This window comes from Nonomuraea diastatica (genome assembly GCF_004349015.1).
Lineage (GTDB): Bacteria > Actinomycetota > Actinomycetes > Streptosporangiales > Streptosporangiaceae > Nonomuraea > Nonomuraea diastatica.
In genome coordinates this window covers 20,421-38,149 of sequence record NZ_SMKP01000065.1, presented here as the reverse complement: position 1 = coordinate 38,149, position 17,729 = coordinate 20,421, and the positions used below count along the sequence as shown (strand labels likewise).

Sequence of the window (17,729 nt, the reverse complement as noted above, 5' to 3'; positions counted from 1 at the left end):
TCGCGCGCCGTTTTGGGAGCGCTCCCACCCCCATCGAAGGACCTCCATGACCCGATGCCGGGCCGCCTTACTGGCCCTCCTCACCATGGTCGCCCTGTCCCCGGCCGCGTCCCCAGCCATGGCGGCGCGCGCCGACGAAGGACCCGAGCAGATCGTGAACGGCACCTTCGACGCCGGCACCGCTCCCTGGTGGGGCACCGCCAACCTCACCCTCTCCGTGGACGAGGGCCGGCTGTGCGCCGACATCCCCGGCGGCACCGCCAACCCGTGGGACGTCATCATCGGCCAGGATGGCATCCCGCTGGTGGCGGGCGAGACGTACGCGTACCGCTTCGCCGCCTCCGCGACCCCCGCCAAGGTCGGCCGCGCGCTGATCCAGCTCCCGGTGGACCCGTGGACGCAGTATCTGTCGGCCGCACCCGAGCTGAGCGTCCCGGGTGACGACCACTCCTATACGTTCACCGCACCCGTGTCGCTGCCGAACGCCCAGGTCGTCTTCCAACTGGGCGGCAGTGCCGAGCCATGGAGGTTCTGCATGGACGACGTCTCGCTCAAGGGCGGGGCCGAGCCGGAGGAGTACGAGCCGGACACCGGCCCGCGCGTGCGCGTGAACATGGTCGGCTACCTCCCGGCGGGCCCCAAGAAGGCCACCGTGGTCACCACCGGGACCACGGCACTGGAGTGGGAGCTCAGGAACGCCGAGAAGCAGACCGTCGCCAGGGGCAGGACCACGCCGAGAGGCGTGGACGCCAGCTCCGGCGAGAACGTGCACACCCTCGACTTCAGCTCCTACCGCAAACCGGGCAGAGGTTACACGGTGACGGCGGACGGCGAGACCAGCCGGCCGTTCGACATCGCCGCCGACCTCTACGACGGGCTGCCGGTCGACGCGCTGAAGTTCTACTACACGCAGCGCAGCGGCATCGAGATTCTCGACGCTCTCAGGCCCGGCTACGGCAGGTCCGCCGGTCACGCCGGAGTCGCGCCGAACCAGGGCGACGTCGAGGTGCCGTGCCAGCCGGGCGTCTGCGACTACACGCTGAACGTCAAGGGCGGCTGGTACGACGCCGGCGACCACGGCAAGTACGTCGTCAACGGCGGCATCTCGGTCCACCAGCTCATGTCCGCGTACGAGCGGAACAAGGCGGCGTTCGCGGACGGGCAACTCGACATCCCGGAGAGCGGCAACGGCGTCCCCGACGTGCTGGACGAGGCCCGCTGGGAGCAGGAGTTCCTGCTCAGCATGCAGGTGCCGGACGGCGAGCCGGACGCGGGGATGGCCCACCACAAGATCCACGACCAGAACTGGACCGGGCTGCCGCTGCTGCCGCACCTGGACCCGCAGCCGCGCGAGCTGCACCCGCCGTCCACCGCCGCCACCCTCAACCTGGCCGCGACGGCGGCGCAGGCGGCGCGGCTGTTCACGCCGTACGACGCCGCGTTCGCCGCCAGGAACCTGGAGGCGGCCCGCAAGGCGTGGGCGGCCGCGAAGGCCGACCCGGAGCGGTACGCCGACCCGGCCGACGGCGTCGGCGGCGGCGCCTACAACGACGCCGACGTGAGCGACGAGTTCTACTGGGCGGCGGCGGAGCTGTTCATCACGACGGGCGAGAAGGAGTTCGAGGAGTTCGTGCTGGGTTCGCCGCACCACACCGGCGACGTCTGGCGCGATCGCGGGTTCGACTGGGGCAACACCGCGCAGCTGGGCCGCCTGGAGCTGGCGACCGTGCCGAACACGATCCCCGACCGGGGCCGGGTGCGCAGGTCGGTGATCGAGGGGGCGGACAAGTATCTCGCCGTCCAGAAGGCGCACCCGTACGGGCTGCCGTACAACCCGCCGGACTTCGACTGGGGCTCGAACAACCTGGTGCTCAACAACCTGGTCGTCGTGGCCACGGCCTACGACCTGACCGGGCGGGAGACGTATCGGGCGGCCGTACGCGAGGGCATGGACTACCTCCTGGGCCGTAACGCGCTCAACCAGTCGTACGTGACCGGCTACGGCGAGGTGGCCTCGAAGAACCAGCACAGCCGCTGGTACGCCCGCCAGCTCGACCCCGCTCTGCCGAACCCGCCGCGCGGCACGCTGGCCGGCGGCCCCAATTCCGCCATCCAGGACCCGGTCGCGCAACGCCTGCTGCAGGGCTGCAAGCCGCAGTTCTGCTACATCGACGACATCGAGTCGTGGGCCACGAACGAGCTGACCATCAACTGGAACGCCCCGCTGGCCTGGGTGGCGGCGTTCCTGGCGGACGGCGGCCGGCGTTCCGACTGCCGGGTGCGCTACTCGGGGCACGGCTCGTGGCCTGGCGGGTTCATCGCCCAGGTGGTGATCGAGAACACCGGCAGGCAGAGCGTGGACGGCTGGAGCCTGCGCTGGTCGTGGCTCGGCGGCCAGCGCGTCAAGGAGGGCTGGGGCGTGAAGCTGGCGCAGTCGGGCTCGGTGGTGACGGCCACGGGGCTGGGCTGGAACGACCAGATCAAGCCGGGCAGGTCGGTGACGTTCGGGTTCGCCGGCACCGGCGGCGCGGGCCCTGATCCGGCTCCCGAGGTCTTCCACCTGAACGGCGAGCGCTGCGCGTGACGGGCCAGGCCGTTGCACACGCTCCGTTGAACGGAATACTGTCGCCCCATGCCGAGGGGAACATCTGAAGTCAGCGAGCCGATGTACTTCGTGCTCACCGCCCTGCGCGCGGGCCCGCTGCACGGACACGCGATCAGCAAGTCGATCAAGGAGCTGTCCGCAGGCAGGGTGCAGCCGTCGGTCGGCACCCTCTACGGCATCCTGGAGCGGCTCAACGAGCGCGGAGTGATCACCGTCGACCGGGAGGAGACGGTCAACGGCCGCAACCGCCGCTACTTCAGGATCACCGACGAGGGCCAGGCGCTCGTGGAGGCCGAGGCCAGGCGGATGCAGGAGGCCGCCTCCCTCGTCCTTCGGCCGTCCAGCACATGACCGTCGCCCCGCCCGCGTCCGCCATGAGCGCTCTGGAGCGCCGCTACCGCAGGTTGTTGCGGGCCTATCCGCGCGCCTACCGCGCGGCGCACGGTGACGAGTTGCTCGACGTGTTACTGGAGTCGGCCGGCCCCGGCAGGACCGTGCCGGTGCCGAGGGAGGCGTGGGGCCTGCTGGCGGGCGGCGTGCGCAGCCGCATCGTGCACCTGGCGACGGGCAACCCCTGGAAGGACGGCCTGCACCTGGGCGTGACGGCCCTGGCGGCGGCTCAGCTGGCGGCGCTGCTGCCGTACGCGGGGGCGCTGCCGCTGTGGACGGCGGCGTCGGCGCTCGCCCTGGTCACCGTCCTGCGCGGGTGGGCGTGGGCGGCGATCCCGCTCACGCTGGTCGTCGGCATGAAGGCGGTCGCGATCGCGGGCGGCCGGCAGATCTTCGGCCTCACGCTGCTGCCCGTCTACCCGTCGCCGCTCGGCGATCAGGCGTTGTTCGCCGACAGCGACCCCTACGTGGTGGCGGGCGGCTACGCGGTCACGCTGGCCGGCCTGGGGGTGCTGGCCGCGCGCGGGCGGCCGCTGCAGGCCAGGTCGTGGTGGTGGTGCGCGGCGGCCGTGGCGGCCGCGTGGTCGGGCCCGCAGTGGATGGCGGAGGAGAGCACGTTCTCCCTCTCCCTGAGCAGGATGGCGGTGGAGGCGGCCGCGTTCGGGCTGGCGGCGGGGGGCGGTTACCTGGCGCGCGACTACCGGTGGGCGCTGGGGGCGGGGATCTATCTGGCGGTGGCGTCGGGTGACCTGGCCGCTCATTCCGCCGAGCTGACCAGGCAGCATCTGGCCTATTGGGGCGTGCTCGCGGTGCTGGCGCTCTGGGCCGCCGGCGCGCCCTTCCGGCAACGGCGGCACTGCCTGGATTGACCATACTTCGTTGAACGGAGTATGTTTGCGGCATGCCGTACAAACACCACGTGCGCACGATCCTGCCCATGGCAGCCCTGGCCGTGCTCTGCGGCTGCGGGGGCGCCACAGGGACCGCCGCGCCCTCGCCCAGCGCGACGAGCGACAAGAAGCACCAGCTCGAAGCGGCCAAGGCCGACTGCATGAAGCAGAAGGGCTTCAAGTACGTCCCGTTCGTGTCGCGCAGCCAGCAGCCGGACACCGACGAGAGCCGCAAGCGCGCGGCAGGCGACTACCAAGCGTTGCGGAAATATCGCGAAAAATACGGGTTCGGGGTGTTCGCCCTGTTCGTCTATCCGAAGGAAATGGGGAACCCAGCCGTCAAGCCCGACAACCCTGAGATCAATCCCAACTGGAAGATCCAGTCCTCGCTCTCCAAGGCACAGATCGGCGCCTACAGCAAGGCCCTGGACGCCTGCATGGCCACGGCGGCCGGCCAGGTGCTCGGCCTGAATCTGAAGCCGGGCACCGACTACTACGCCGAGCACAACAAGGCCCGCAGGCGCGCGCTCAAGAGCAGCGTCAACAGCGATCCCGAGCTGGTCGAGCTCGCCGGCGCCATGGCCACCTGCCTGAAGGGCAAGGGCCACGCGATCAGCGACACCACGCCGCTGGCCATGGCGGAGCGCGGCCCGGACAAATTCCGCGCCCAGGAGGACAGGCTGGGCCGGGCGCAGCGGGACGACGTGCCCGACGTCGCGCCTCCGGCGAAGGAGGGCGAAGTGCCGATGATCTACGCGCCAACCCTCACCCCTGAGGAGGCCAGACCCTACCTGAACAGGGAGATCAAGGCGGCGCTCGACGACCTGGAGTGCGGCAAGGACTTCTACCTCGCCTACCTACCGCGCGAGCAGGCGATCAACAAGCAGGTCAGCGACCAGTTCGGCATGTGAAGCCCCTATGAAGTCGCCACGCAGGCTCCTGGCCGGCGTCATCGCCAGCGTCGTCGTCATCGCCGCCGTGGGCTGGGCGCTGAGCACCCGGCTCCGCTCGCCCGCCGACGAGGCGGTCCGCAGGGCCGCGCCCCGGCCCTCGCTCGTCACCGCCTCCGTCGAGCGCCGCAAGCTCGTCAGCACCGTCGCGACCAGCGGCACCCTGGAGTACGGCTCGCCCCTGCCCATCAGCCTCGCCGGCGTGGTCGGCGGCCCAGTGGGTGACGCCGGCGGTGGCGCGTCCGGACTTCAGCGGGCGACCCGGGCACCGCGCAAGGGCCGGATCAAGGAGGGCGCGGTGCTGATGGAGGTCAACGGCCGCCCGGTGTTCGTGCTGCGTGGCTCCGTGCCGATGCACCGCACGATCGCCCCCGGCAGCAAGGGCGACGACGTCGAGCAGTTGCAGCGGGCGCTGCGCAGGCTGGGCTTCGGCGGCCCGCTGTCGGGCGCGTTCGACCGTGCCACGATCGCCGCGGTCACCGGGATGTACACGAGGAAGGGATACGAAGCCCAGCAGCCGACACTGACCGACCGGCAGGCGTACGACACGCTGCGCAAGGCCGTACAGACGGCGCAGGAGACCCTCGCGACCGAGAAGAAGGCGCTCGACCAGGGCCGCGACGTACTGCCGCTGAAGGTCAAGCTCGACAACGCCGAGTCGGACATGACGTCGGCGAAACGGGCGCTGAAGAAGGCCGAGGCGCAACGGCTGACGCCCGAGGACGAGACCAAGCTCGCGGCGGCAGACGCGGCCGTGCGCGCGGCGGAGGAGAAGCTGGCGGCGGCCGAGCAGGCACTGGAGGCGGCCAGGACCCAGCCACCGGCCGACACGAGCGTGCTGCGGATGAGGGTGGAGAACGCCAGGGCCGACCTCGCCGCCGCCCACGAGGCGCACGGCCGCATCCTGGAGGAGGCGCGGCAGGCCAGGGAGAAGCGGCTGGAGGAGCTGCGCAAGGCGGTGCGCACCGCCAAGGACACGCTGGTCACGGCCCGGCAGGCGCTGCGCCAGGCCAGGCAGCTCTCCCCCACCATGCTCAAGGTGGCGGGCGCCAGGAAGGACGTGGCGGCAGCCAAGTCGATGCTGGCCGAGTACGCTCGCACGTACGGCACCTCCATCCCGCCCGGCGAGGTGGTGTTCCTGCCGAAGCTGCCCGCCCGGGTGCAGAAGGTGTCGGTGAAGGCCGGGCAGCGGATCGAGGACGAGGTCGCCACCGTGACCAGCTCGTCGTTCATGGTGACCGCGAGCGTCGAGGCGGCGGAGTCCGAGCTGCTGCGCGAGGGCATGGAGGCGAGCGTCGAGCTCGACACGGGCAGGACGTACCGCGCCACGCTCACCGCGGTCGGCGACCGGGCCAAGGTGCCGGGCGCTGAGGAGCCCGCGGACGGCGCCGTGCCGATCCTGCTCACGCCCGCCAAGAGCAAGGGGCTCAAGGCGGGGACGGCGGTGACGGCGCGGGTCACCGTGGGGGCGACCGAGGAGCCCGTGCTGGTGGTTCCGGTGGCCGCGGTGATCACCTCGGCGGACGGGAGGGCCCGCGTACGCGTCGAGTACGCGCCCGACAGGACCAAGGACGTCGAAGTGCGCACGGGCCTGACCGCGGACGGGAATGTCGAGGTCACCGGCGCGCTCAAGGAGGGCGACCGGGTGGTGGTCAGCGGTGGCTGAACCGGTCATCGAGCTGGCGGAGGTGTGCAGGGAGTTCCCCGCCCAGCCGCCAGTCCGCGCCCTCGACCGCGTCACGCTCAGAGTGGACAGGGGCGACTACCTGGCCGTCGCGGGCCCGTCGGGCTCCGGCAAGTCCACCCTGCTCAACGTGCTCGGCCTGCTCGACCGGCCCAGTTCGGGCAGCTACCGGCTGGACGGCACCGAGACCACGGCCCTGCGCGACGGCGCCAGGACCCGGTTGCGCGGCGACCGGATCGGCTTCGTCTTCCAGTCGTTCCACCTGCTGCCCCACCGCAGCGTCGTGGAGAACGTCATGCTCGCCGAGGTCTACCGCGGACGGAAGAAGGCGGGCATCAAGCCGGCGGACTCCGGCGGCGCGGCCGTGGGCTTACGCGCGGTCAAGCAGGGGCGGGGCGGCAGGCGCGCACGGGCGAAGGCCGCGCTGGAGCGGGTCGGCGTCGCCCACCGCGCCGGCTTCCTGCCCGGCCTGCTGTCCGGCGGCGAACGCCAGCGGGCGGCCATCGCCAGAGCGCTCATGGGCGAGCCGTCCCTGCTGCTGTGCGACGAGCCCACCGGCAACCTCGACAGCCGCAACACCGAGGCGGTGCTCGGCCTGTTCGACGAGTTGCGCGGGCAGGGGCTGACGATCGTGGTCATCACGCACGAGCGGGAGGTCGGCGCGCGGGCCGAGCGGCGGGTGCGCATCACCGACGGTGTGCTGGTGGAGGAGGACTGATGCACGTACGCGACCTGATCGGCGAGGCCGTCGCCGGCATGCTCGCCCGGCCGGTGCGCTCGGCCCTCACCACGCTCGGCACCGTGCTCGGCATCACCACGCTGGTCGTCACGCTCGGCGTGGCCGCGACCGCGGGCAACCAGATCGTCGGCCGTTTCGACGCGCTGGTGGCCACGGCCATCACCGTGGAGGTGCCCGAGTCGGAGCACACCCCGCTCGTGGAGTGGGACGCGATCGACCGGCTGACCCGGCTGCGCGGCGTGGAGTCGGCCGCCGCGGTGGCCGAGAGCAAGGACAGCACCAACCTGTCCGTACGCTCCAACGACATCGTGGATCCGACCAGGGTCACCACGCAGTCCTTGACCGTGCTGTCCGCGACGACCGGGTTGCCGCAGGCGGCGCGCGGCCGGATGGTGCAGGGCCGCTTCTACGACACGGGACACATCCGGCGGGGCGACCGCGTGGCGGTGATCGGCGACCAGGCGGCCCGGGCGCTCGGCGTCACCCGGCTCGACCGGTCACCAGCGATCTTCATCGGCAAGCACGCGTACACGGTCATCGGCATCATGGGCGACCTGCGCCGCGAGCGTGACCTGAGCACGGCGGTGATCGTGCCGCCCACCGCGGGCCGGCAGTTCGGGCTGCGCGACGTCACCCGGGTGCTGGTCAACACCACTCTGGGCGCCGCCGATCTGATCGCCGGCCAGGCGCCTGCCGCGCTCAGCCCGGGGAACGGCGACATGCTCCACGTGGTCGCCCCGACGAGCCCCACCCGGGCCCGTGACCAGGCGCAGGACGACGTCAACGCGCTCTTCCTGATCCTCGGCCTGGTGTCCCTGGTCGTGGGGGCCGTCGGCATCGCGAACGTCACCCTCGTCACCGTCATGGAACGCGTACCGGAGATCGGCCTGCGCCGCTCGCTCGGCGCCGCCCGGCGGCACATCGCCGCCCAGTTCCTGCTGGAGTCGACGCTGATCGGGCTGACCGGCGGCGTGATCGGCGCCAGCCTGGGCGTGGTCACCGTGGTCGCCGTCTCGGCCGCCCAGCAGTGGACGCCGCTGCTGGACGTGCGCCTGGCGATCGCCGCGCCCATCGCGGGGGCCGTGGTGGGGCTGCTGGCCGGGCTCTACCCGGCGCTGCGCGCGGCCAGAATGGAGCCGGTGGACGCACTGAGGTGAAGCACAGGGCGGCTGCCGGGAAGATTCTCCATCAAGTGATTGACTGAAACGTGTCGGCCGAACTACGTTCGGCAGCATGTCACCTGCCGAGACCGCACAGGTCGCGCTGATCCTCAAGGTCGCGACCCAGCTGTTCGCCGCGCTGGGCTACGACGGCACCTCGACGCGCCAGATCGCCGACGCGGCCGGGCTCAACATCGCCACCGTCAACTACCACGTGGGCGGCAAGCGCGAGCTCTACCTCGCCGTCATGGAGCGCGCGCACCAGGCGGAGAAGGCGGCCCTGGAGCAGGCGCTCGACCGACTGCGCGGCGACGACCCCGCGGCCGGGATCCACCGGCTGGTCGACGACTACCTCGACTTCTGCGTGGACAACCCCGAGGTGCCCGCCCTGTGGATGCACCGATGGCTCTCCGACGCGGGCGACATCACCGAGCTGGAGCGCCGCTACGTGCAGCCGCTCTTCGCCGCGGTCACCGCCACCATGCGGCCCATCGCCGAGTCGGGGCTGATCGACGCCAGAGTGGACCTCGAATACGCGATGTGGACGGTCGTCTGGTCCGTGCACGGCTTCGCCAAGGGCGGAGTGCTCGACGACCAGGGCCGCCGCAGAGGAGCCGGCGACCGGGCCGCGCTGCGCCGTTTCCGCGCCCACCTGCACCTGACCCTGCACCGCATGCTCGGCCTGCCGGGCGACCCCCGGTGAGCTTCGCCCCCGAAGGAGCCCGCGTGAACCTCCCCCTGACCGGACGGACGGCCGAAGACCTGCTGACCGAGATCTCCAGGCTCAAGGGGAACGACTTACCGGTGCGCGGCGGCCAGGTGACCGCGTACGTCTACGACACCGGGCGGGCCGAGATCGGCGAGGCGGCGGCGCGGGCGTACGCCGAGATGCTGGAGGTCAACTGCCTCGACCCGACCGCGTTCCCCAGCGTGGTCGAGATGGAGCGGCAGGTCGTCGGCGCGGTAGCGGACCTGCTCGGCGGCGGCCACGGCATCTTCACCAGCGGCGGCACCGAGTCGATCATGCTGGCGGTCAAGGCCGCCCGCGACGCCGCCAGGAGCACGTGCCCGAACCTCGTGCTGCCGGTCACCGCCCACCCCGCCTTCCACAAGGCGGCGCACTACCTCGGGATCGAGGTCGTGCCGGTGCCCGTGGACCTGGAGACGTACAAGGTGCGGGCCTGCGACGTCGGGGCCGCGATCGACGCGGACACGATCCTGGTGGTCGCGTCCGCGCCCTCCTACCCTCAAGGGGTGGTCGACCCGATCGAAGAGGTCGCCGCCGTGGCCGCGGGCGCGGGCGTTCCGTGCCACGTGGACGCGTGCGTCGGCGGGTGGCTGCTGCCGTGGTTACGGGAGGCGGGAGCGGCGGTCCCGCCGTTCGACCTGTCCGTGCCGGGGGTCACGTCCCTCTCCTGCGACCTGCACAAGTTCGGATACGCCCCCAAGGGCGCCTCGGTGGTGCTGTTCGCCGATCCGGCGATGCGGCGCCGGGCGTACTTCGCCTCGGCGGCCTGGCCCGGCTACACGATCATCAACGCGACCGTGCAGAGCTCCCGCTCGGCGGGCCCGCTCGGCGGCGCGTGGGCCACCCTGCAGGCGCTCGGCAGGCAGGGGTACGTCGAGCTCGGCCGGGCCGCACTGGAGGCGACGGCCAGGCTGCGCGAGGGGATCTCCGCGATCCCCGGGCTGCGCGTGCTGGGCGAGCCGGAGTCGTCGCTGCTGGCGTTCACCGGGGACGGGATCGACGTGTTCGTACTGGGGGACGAGGCCCGGGCGCGGGGCTGGTTCCTGCAGCCGCAGCTCTCCTACGCCGGCATCCCGGCCAACCTGCACGTCACGGTCACGGGGGCGACGATGTCAGGGGTGGAGGCCATGCTGAAGGTCATCGCCGAGTCGGCCGAGGCCGCCCGGCTGCGCGGCCCGGTCGTGCTGCCCGACGGGCTGGTCGAGCTGGTGGCGGGGCTGGACCTGGACGCGCTGGACGACGCCGCGTTCGCGGAGCTGGCCGCCTCGGTGGACGTGGACCTGCGGCCGGGGGCGGGGCAGCCGGAGATGGCGACGGTCAACGCCGTCCTGGACGCGCTCCCCGCGTCGAGCAGGGAGGGGGTGCTGGTGCGCTTCCTGTCGATCGTCTACGGCCCGTAGGGCCGCGAAGGCGCGGCGCCCGTGGCGAGCGCCGCGCCTGTGCGAGGGCCTGGATCAGGCGGTGGGGCAGGTGTAGGAGAAGGCTCTCGTCTCGGCGGCGGCGTTCGGGGCGGTGACCACGAGCCGGATGTCACCCGCGATGGTCGGAGGACCGGTCGGCGTGAGGCCGATGGCCACCGGGTGAACGCCCGCCCTGTCGAGCTCGACGGTGGTGGGGAGGGAGGTGGTGGCGCCGTTGATGACCCAGTGGTAGGTCAGCGTGGTCGGATCCGTCACGGTGATGTCGGCGAAGACATCGACGGCGGGGCTGGAGCCCAGCCCGCACGTCGCGTTGTCAGGGGCGGTCCGCAGGTTGGAGATCGACGCCGTCACGACGGCGTCCTTGCACGTCACCTTGGTGGAAGCGGTGTTGGAGTACGTGTGGTCCGGGCCGACGATCTCGATCCGGCGCTTGACGCCGCCGCTCTCGGACGCCGTCACCGTGTGGCTCACGCTCTGGGCGGCGGAGTGGCGGGGGAAGTACAGGGACACGACGGGACCGCGGTAGCCCGGACCGGCCCAGCGGTACTTCACGGTCGTGCTCGCGCCGTGGGCGTCGACGATGCCGTGGAACTTCCTGCCGACCGGGCAGCCGCCCTGGTAGTCGACGGGCGCGCTCACCGCGGCCGTCGCTTTGGCGTCAGCCTCGCACCGCACCTCGTAGTACGCCCGGCCGGAGTAGGTGTGGTCGGGACGCACGATCTCGAGCGCCACCCAGCCCTTGTGGCTGCCGCCGGGCTTGAAGGAGTAGTGGACCCTGCGATCGTCCCAGACCTTGACGCTGCCGGAGTCCACGACGTGACCGTTCCGCAGCCAGCGGTACTTCACCCATGAGGGCTTGCCGACGCGGATCGAGCCGACCGCGTCGATCCGGGAGTCGCAGGAGTCGGTGGAGCGGTCCACCTTGACGTGGGCCTTGACCCAGGACCTCTGTGCCGGCTTGAGCACGATCCGCTTCTCACAGTCGACCGAGAAGTAGCCCTTCCTGGAGGTCGTCTTCCGAGGCGAGAGGACCTGCAGGGCCTGCCAGTTCTTCTTCACGTCCTTGTTGAAGGTGGCGGACTCCTTGAAGGAGACCCACCTGGCGCTCGTGCCCTTGAGCGTGTAGGACTTCACCTTGCTCTTGGAGCCGTCGCCGTGCAGCCAGCGGTAGACGACCCGCGTCCTGCTGCTCGTGGGCTTGATCTTGACCTTCGAGGAGAAGGTGACCCTGACCGGGCATCCTCCCTCGTAGTCCTTGGGGGAGGCCTTCGGCGTCACCACCGAAACCTTCGGCGTGGCGGCCTTGGCGGCCCCGGTGCTCGCAGCCGCCGCGGAAGCGGTCAGCAGTCCGGTGGTCATGGTCGCGGCCATGGCCAGGCCGACGCCGAGCGCCGCCAGCCTGCGGACTAAACCCTTGGACATCATGAAGGTGTTGCTCCGTTCAGAGAGGCGATAACGCTCTGAAGCGGTTGCCGCGACCCGAGTCGTGCCAGGCCCCTACGACAAAGCTTCGGCAAGCCTCCTTACCTAAGCACGGGAAAGCCCCTTTCTCCCTCATTTTGGAGCACGAAGTATGTCTCATTGTTACTACCTTTTCAGCGATTGCCATGCGATACCCATCGATTTCATGCCGGAGTATTCAGGCGGCCCCGGAGGCCCGCTTGCTGGAGGTCGCCGGATCTCCTGCTGCAGATGCTCGTACAGTTCGGTCAGGGTCGCGCCGCACCGCACGTTGGAGAGCCCACCGTCCGTGCGCACGAGGGCGGTACGGAACGCGATGTAGCCGCCTCCAGCGCCTTCCATGATCTTCCAACCTGGAAGCCTTCCGTCCATCACACCACCGCCAGGTCGGCCCGCACGACGCGGAGACCGCCCCTGATGAGGTCCGTGCCGCATCGGGCACTGAGCCCCGCCACGATGCCCAGGCTCCGACCGGCCTCCTCCATGGACGCCGTCCGGGGAGGCTCGAAGCACGGCGCCGACGTCCGGGTGCCCGGGTCGATCACCTCCAGACGGACGAAGCCGGCGCCGAAGCACAGCCGCAGCCTCACCCAGTCGCGCCCCGCCCTTCCGGCACGTGCTGGATGACGTTGGCCACCAACTCGGCGACGATCTGGAGCGCGTCGGCCCGGACGGCGGCAGGAGCGTCGGCGAGCCACAGTCCGATCGCCTGGCGCGCCTGCCACGAGGTACGGTCCCCGCGACGCAGCGTCGTCCCCCTCCAAAGGGATATGTCCGGTCTCTCCGTTGTGTAGTTTTTTGACCCCTTCGAAATCCTGAGCATGGGTCTGAATGCCTTTCTTGCGTCCTTGAACTCCTTCCCAGTGCGGCCCTCACATAGCTCGCGCCTTCGTCGGCGGTGCCAAGCTCGGCGAATTCGACTTCTGACCCACCGCCAGGCTCCGACTCGTGGCACCCCGTGCATGAAGCGTGTGGATCAGGGCTGTCACATACCTTCAGGGGAGCGGAGCCTGACGTGAGGCTTTCCTGCGGTGTACGGCCATCGCCGCCCCGAGGGCGAGGGCGGCATATCCGCAGGTCACGGTCAAACCTGCCCACGGCGGGAGCGGGTAATAGCCGCCGAGCAGTGACTGGTCCACGTCCACATGCGCGAACGTGGGAACGCTCTGCGTGATCGCGAACCCGGCGGCAGGGGTGATCACCAGCAGCCATGGCACCAAGCCCGCGGTCGCCACCAGGTAAGGCACGACGACCAGCGCGATGGCCAGCCCGACGGCGACCACGGCCCGCCTGACCAGCGCGGCGAGGCCCAGAGCCAGCACCGCGGCGACCGCGGTCAGCGCCGCGTAGCCGACCACCACCCGGAGCCCGGTGGCCAGGGTGATCGGCTGAATCGGGTTCTGGTTGGCACGCAACATCGCCAGACCGACAGGAACCACCACCCCCGAGGTCACCAGCCCCGCCACGAACGCGACCGCGCCGACCACCACGGCCTTGGCCCCCAGCACCCGCCCCGGATGCGGCCCGCCCGGCAGGCCGGTCCCGATCAGCCCGCGCCGGCGTTGCGCCGTGACGAACGTGACCGCCACCACGAGCACGGGGATCAACCCCACGGCCCCGCCGGTCAGCATGAGGTCAGCGCGCAGACCGCCCTCCACCGGGGCGGGCCCGATGTCACCGACCCCGGTCACGATGAGCTTGCCGCCGGACTCGACGACCCCGCCCGGGTGATGCGGAGTCGTGCCGTCGGACTCCATGGAGACGCCGACGTCGTCACGCCGCCACGAACCGTTCGCACCCTGCAACGCGACCTGATCGAAGGTGGCGGTGACCTCGGCGAAGGCTTTCGCCCCCTCCCACAACACGCCTGGCGAGGTGGCGAACAACCCGATCTCCACCGTCTCCGCCAACCCCGTCAGCTTGACCGTGCTGACCTCGGTCCACGCCTTGCCGTCATCTGACTCATAGCCGGTGACGGTGTCACCCGACCTGGTCAGCCGCAACCACTGAGGGCCATTGTGAGGACCACCGGCCACGTCATGGATGAAGTTGTGCTGCATCCGCACGCCATGAGCCCCGGTGAGCATGACAGCCGCGTACGGTGAGCCCTGCCGAAGACTCTGCCTGACCAGGAGCCCGGCCTTCGCCCACGGCACCACCCCCTCCTTGACGTTGCGCACCCCCGGTACGGCGTCCGGCATCCGCATCTGCCCGGTCATGTCCGACACACGGGCGACGATGCCGCCGTCCCCCTTGAGCGGCTGGTGCACGAAGTAGTACCTGTCGTTGACCGCCGTGCCATCAGGTCCCACCAAAGGCGCGGGGCAGGGGCCCTCCCCCTTCCCGGTCACGCAAGTACTGCGGACACCCCCGGCGATCAGCAGTCCGAGCGACACGGTGACCAGCACGGAGGCCGCCATGGTGAGCACCCAGACGCGCGAGGAGCGGAACGTGGCCCACTCCCCGCGCAGCAACGCGGAGAACCCGGCCTGTTGGCGGGATCGGTGGGGCGTGAATGAACTCATGCCGACGGTTGTACGCCGCACCCGGTTCCAGCCGGGTCGCAGCCGCTGCGACCCGGCTGGAACCGGGGATCTGGCATCGTCAAAGCATGGCACCTCGACCCGGCGGCAGGTTCGGCCGCACGATGAGCGGCGGTGAGGGGCGGTGAGGGTCCTCGTCGTCGAGGACTTCGAGGTCCTCGCCCGCTCCATCGGAACCGGGCTGCGCCGCGAGGGCATGGCCGTCGACGTCGTCCTGGACGGAACCGCCGCCCTCGACCGCCTGGCCGCCACCCGCTACGACGTGGTGATCCTCGACCGCGACCTCCTGACCTCACCGGCCACCTGCCGCCTCCGGGATGGCACCCGCGTTGCATGCTGAGGAGATGAGGTCGCAGATCGCCGGACTCAGGCTCGGAGTTCCGCTGTCCCTGTCCGGAAGGTACGCGCGCTTCGGCGAGCAGGCCAGGCTCGGGCTGGAGATCTGGCAGGCCGCCGAGGACGGTGCGGAAGTGGTCGTCGAGGACGATCGCAGCGATCCGGAGGTGCTGGAGCGGGTGCTGCGCGGGCTGGCGGTCCGGTGCGACCTGCTGCTGGGGCCGTACTCCACGCATCTCATGCGCAGGGCGGGGCGGGTCGCCGCAGACCTAAACCGGCTGGTGTGGAACCACGGCGGGGCCGGTGACGATGTGCAGGCGGCGTATCCCGGACATCTCGTGTCGATCCTGGCGCCGGCGAGCGCGTACGCGGAGCCGTTCGTCCGGCGGCTGGCCGAGGACGGCGAGCGGGACCGGTTGTGGGTCGTGCCCGGCAAGGGGAGTTTCGGACGGCAGGTGGCGGCGGGCGCCGAATGGGCCGCGCACGAACGCGGCATCCCGGTGACCGTGGCCCGGCCCGGTGACGCGCTGCCCGTCGGCGGGTCGTGGAATCTGCTGTGCTGCGGGTCCTTCGAGGAGGACGTCGAGGTGGTCCGGCGGGGCGCGGGCGCGCGGGCGATCTGCGCCGTGGCGGCCGGGGTGCGGGCGTTCGGCGAGGCGGTCGGCGATCCGCACGGGATCTACGGGGTCGGGCAGTGGTTCCCGGATGGCGGGGGCGAGGCGGCGGTCGGGATGCCGGAGCGTGACTTCGTGGCCGCCTACCGGGAGCGGGCCGGGACCGTGCCCGACTATCCGGCCGTGCAGGCGGTGGCCGCCGCCGTCGTCGCGACCCATTGCGCCACACTGACCGGGAGCACCGGACGTGCCGAACACGCCGAACGCGCCGGACGTGCCGGGCGCGCCGCGTTGTGGGCCGCTGCCACCGCTCTGGAGACGACCACGCTGTTCGGGGCTTTCCGGGTCGACCCGGGCAGCGGTGCTCAGATCGGGCATCGGGCCGCGCTCACCCGCTGGCCGTAGCGGGCCGACATCATGCGCCCGCCGTAGCGGGCCGACCGGCGGTAGCCCACCCGCCGACCAATAGCGGACGGCCGCATGCGCCCACCGTGATGGGCCGGCCCGCCGTGGCAGGCGGGCCGGCCCGGGTGCGGCTCGTGCCCCCGCCAGAGTGGGCGCGAGCCGCACGGCTTTCAGCTCCGGCTGATCCGTACCGCGTCGGCGATGACGTAGCCGGTGCCCGAGGTCCACCGGCTCACGCCCACGACGTTGTAGGTGCCGGCGTTGAGCGAGAAGGAACCGATGCTGCGCCAGGACCCGCCGCCGGATCTCTGGTCGACGTAGACGGTCCGGTTGCCGCTCGATGTCGCCACGATGTACGGCGCCGAGCTGTTGTACCCGGCATCAGACGGATACCAGACCTCCACGTGGTACGTGCCCGCGCTCGGGATGGTGGCCGAGTACCAGGCCGGGTCGCTGGAGGAGACCGGGTCGGCGAAGCGGTAGTCGGCGCCGTGGCGCTGGCTGGAGAAGGTGGACGTGCCCCAGTTGGCGCTGGCGGTGAACTGGCCGGAGGTGGCGTTGTCGACGGTCGTCGTCCACGACGGGGGGTTGCCGCCACCGGTCACGTAGTTCATGTACGTGGTCCAGTTCCAGTTCCTGCCCGGGTCGGTGTGGGTGGCGCCGGGCACCTCATTGTGCCCGATGATGCCGGTCCGGGTCTTGGGGATGCCGTACTTGTCGCAGAGGTGGCGCGTCAAGGCGGCGGAGGCCCGGTACATCGCGTCGGTGAACCATGACGCGTCGTCGACCCAGCCTTCGTGCTCGATGCCGATCGAGCGGGTGTTGTAGGACCAGTTGCCCGCGTGCCAGGCGACGTCCTTGTCGCGCACCATCTGGGTGATGGCGCCGTTGGACGACTTGACCACGTAGTGGGCGGAGACGTTGGCGCTCGGGTTCTGGAACCAGGAGATGGTGCCGGCGTACGAGCCCTGGGTGACGTGGACGATCACCCGGTCGATGTTGTAGCTCGATTCTCGGCTGGAGGCGGTGTAGTTGCCGGAGTTGGCCGCGACCCAGGCGGCCGGCGGGTAGTCGGGGCTCGCGGCGGCCCGCGCGTTGAGGTCGCGGGCGTTGGCCAGGTCGCCGCGGTCGGCGGTGACCTCCTGCGGCTTGACCTGCACACCACGGATGTCGATGCCGAGACCGAGCCCTTCGTAGACGGCGTCGGCGTACAGGCGGGCGAGCTCGGGGGAGCTCGCGTTGCCGTACTTGGCCACGGCCTGGTACCAGCGGCCGATGTCCTTCCTGGCCGCCTCGTCGAGGCCGAGCTTGTCGGCGTGGACCCGCAGGACGGCGGCGCCGCCGAGGATGTTGGCCTCGTCGTCGGCGCGCAGCTTGTCGACCGGGAGCTTGGTGAGCTCGGCGGCCTGTTCGAGCGAGTGGTTGGTGGGGTTGCTGACCAGATGCATCACGCCGTAGCCCCCGCTGGCGCTGGGCTCGCCGCCGTGGCCGTCGAGGTGGGTCTCGGCGTAGGCGAGGGCGACGAGCAGGTCGCGGGGAACGTCGTGTTCGGTGGCCGCGCGGTCGAACGCGGCGGCGAGCGGGTTCTCCTCGGCCGTGGCGACGGCGGGCTGGCCTGCGACGATGAGCAGGACGGCGAGGAGGGAGGTGGCGAGGGCGGCTAATCGCGTGCGGGCGAGAGTCATGGGTGCTCCTCGTTGGGGGTAACGGGGGCACGGTACGACACCTTCCTGACTAATGTCGATAATTGACATTACTTCTCGGTTAAGTGAAACTTTTCGCC

Annotated in this window: 14 protein-coding genes and 1 pseudogene; 11 read left to right on the top strand and 4 right to left on the bottom strand. The window is 71.0% G+C overall.

Annotation, left to right across the window (positions count from 1 at the left end; genetic code table 11):
* Positions 1–46 precede the first annotated feature (46 nt).
* The 9 genes from E1294_RS22970 (at position 47) to E1294_RS22930 (ending at position 10,566) form a co-directional block, all read left to right on the top strand.
* Positions 47–2,584: a glycoside hydrolase family 9 protein gene (locus tag E1294_RS22970; RefSeq protein ID WP_132511348.1), complete on the top strand. Its 2,538-nt coding sequence runs from the start codon at positions 47–49 to the stop codon at positions 2,582–2,584.
* A 48-nt stretch (positions 2,585–2,632) separates the two neighbouring features.
* A complete protein-coding gene (locus E1294_RS22965; RefSeq protein ID WP_132511346.1) occupies positions 2,633–2,956 on the top strand; it encodes a PadR family transcriptional regulator in 324 nt (107 codons plus the stop codon).
* On the top strand, positions 2,953–3,864 hold the full coding sequence (locus E1294_RS57275; RefSeq protein ID WP_132511344.1) for a hypothetical protein: 912 nt from the start codon (positions 2,953–2,955) through the stop codon (positions 3,862–3,864). Before E1294_RS22965 ends, E1294_RS57275 begins: the two co-directional genes overlap by 4 nt.
* Positions 3,865–3,896: 32 nt before the next feature.
* Positions 3,897–4,796, top strand: coding sequence for a hypothetical protein (locus E1294_RS22955; protein ID WP_132511342.1), 900 nt, complete (start codon positions 3,897–3,899; stop codon positions 4,794–4,796).
* Between the two features lie 7 nt (positions 4,797–4,803).
* Positions 4,804–6,501 (top strand): peptidoglycan-binding protein, encoded by a 1,698-nt coding sequence (locus tag E1294_RS57270; protein ID WP_132511340.1) that lies wholly within the window; start codon positions 4,804–4,806, stop codon positions 6,499–6,501.
* Entirely contained in the window at positions 6,494–7,237 is a 744-nt protein-coding gene (locus E1294_RS22945) for an ABC transporter ATP-binding protein (RefSeq protein ID WP_246083203.1), read from the top strand. The genes E1294_RS57270 and E1294_RS22945 overlap by 8 nt, the downstream gene beginning before the upstream one ends.
* Positions 7,237–8,415, top strand: a complete 1,179-nt coding sequence (locus E1294_RS22940) for an ABC transporter permease (protein ID WP_132511336.1) — start codon at positions 7,237–7,239, stop codon at positions 8,413–8,415. The genes E1294_RS22945 and E1294_RS22940 overlap by 1 nt, the downstream gene beginning before the upstream one ends.
* A 76-nt stretch (positions 8,416–8,491) precedes the next feature.
* Positions 8,492–9,121, top strand: a complete 630-nt coding sequence (locus E1294_RS22935; protein WP_132511334.1) for a TetR/AcrR family transcriptional regulator — start codon at positions 8,492–8,494, stop codon at positions 9,119–9,121.
* A gap of 23 nt (positions 9,122–9,144) precedes the next feature.
* Entirely contained in the window at positions 9,145–10,566 is a 1,422-nt protein-coding gene (locus E1294_RS22930) for a pyridoxal phosphate-dependent decarboxylase family protein (protein WP_132511332.1), read from the top strand.
* Between the two features lie 54 nt (positions 10,567–10,620).
* Here the strand turns inward: E1294_RS22930 and E1294_RS22925 are convergent, their stop codons facing one another.
* The 3 genes from E1294_RS22925 to E1294_RS22915 form a co-directional block, all read right to left on the bottom strand.
* Entirely contained in the window at positions 10,621–12,009 is a 1,389-nt protein-coding gene (locus E1294_RS22925; RefSeq protein WP_132511330.1) for a hypothetical protein, read from the bottom strand.
* A gap of 410 nt (positions 12,010–12,419) precedes the next feature.
* Positions 12,420–12,638, bottom strand: coding sequence for a hypothetical protein (locus E1294_RS22920; RefSeq protein WP_132511328.1), 219 nt, complete (start codon positions 12,636–12,638; stop codon positions 12,420–12,422).
* A gap of 405 nt (positions 12,639–13,043) precedes the next feature.
* Positions 13,044–14,573, bottom strand: coding sequence for a DUF1349 domain-containing protein (locus tag E1294_RS22915; protein ID WP_132511326.1), 1,530 nt, complete (start codon positions 14,571–14,573; stop codon positions 13,044–13,046).
* 142 nt (positions 14,574–14,715) lie between these two features.
* Here E1294_RS22915 and E1294_RS22910 point away from each other — a divergent pair.
* Positions 14,716–14,877 (top strand): annotated as a pseudogene (locus tag E1294_RS22910) (response regulator); the annotation flags it as partial.
* A gap of 58 nt (positions 14,878–14,935) precedes the next feature.
* A complete protein-coding gene (locus E1294_RS22905; RefSeq protein WP_165977432.1) occupies positions 14,936–15,946 on the top strand; it encodes an ABC transporter substrate-binding protein in 1,011 nt (336 codons plus the stop codon).
* Between the two features lie 170 nt (positions 15,947–16,116).
* Here E1294_RS22905 and E1294_RS22900 read toward each other — a convergent pair whose 3' ends face one another.
* Positions 16,117–17,631, bottom strand: a complete 1,515-nt coding sequence (locus E1294_RS22900) for a golvesin C-terminal-like domain-containing protein (protein WP_132511322.1) — start codon at positions 17,629–17,631, stop codon at positions 16,117–16,119.
* Positions 17,632–17,729: the final 98 nt, after the last annotated feature.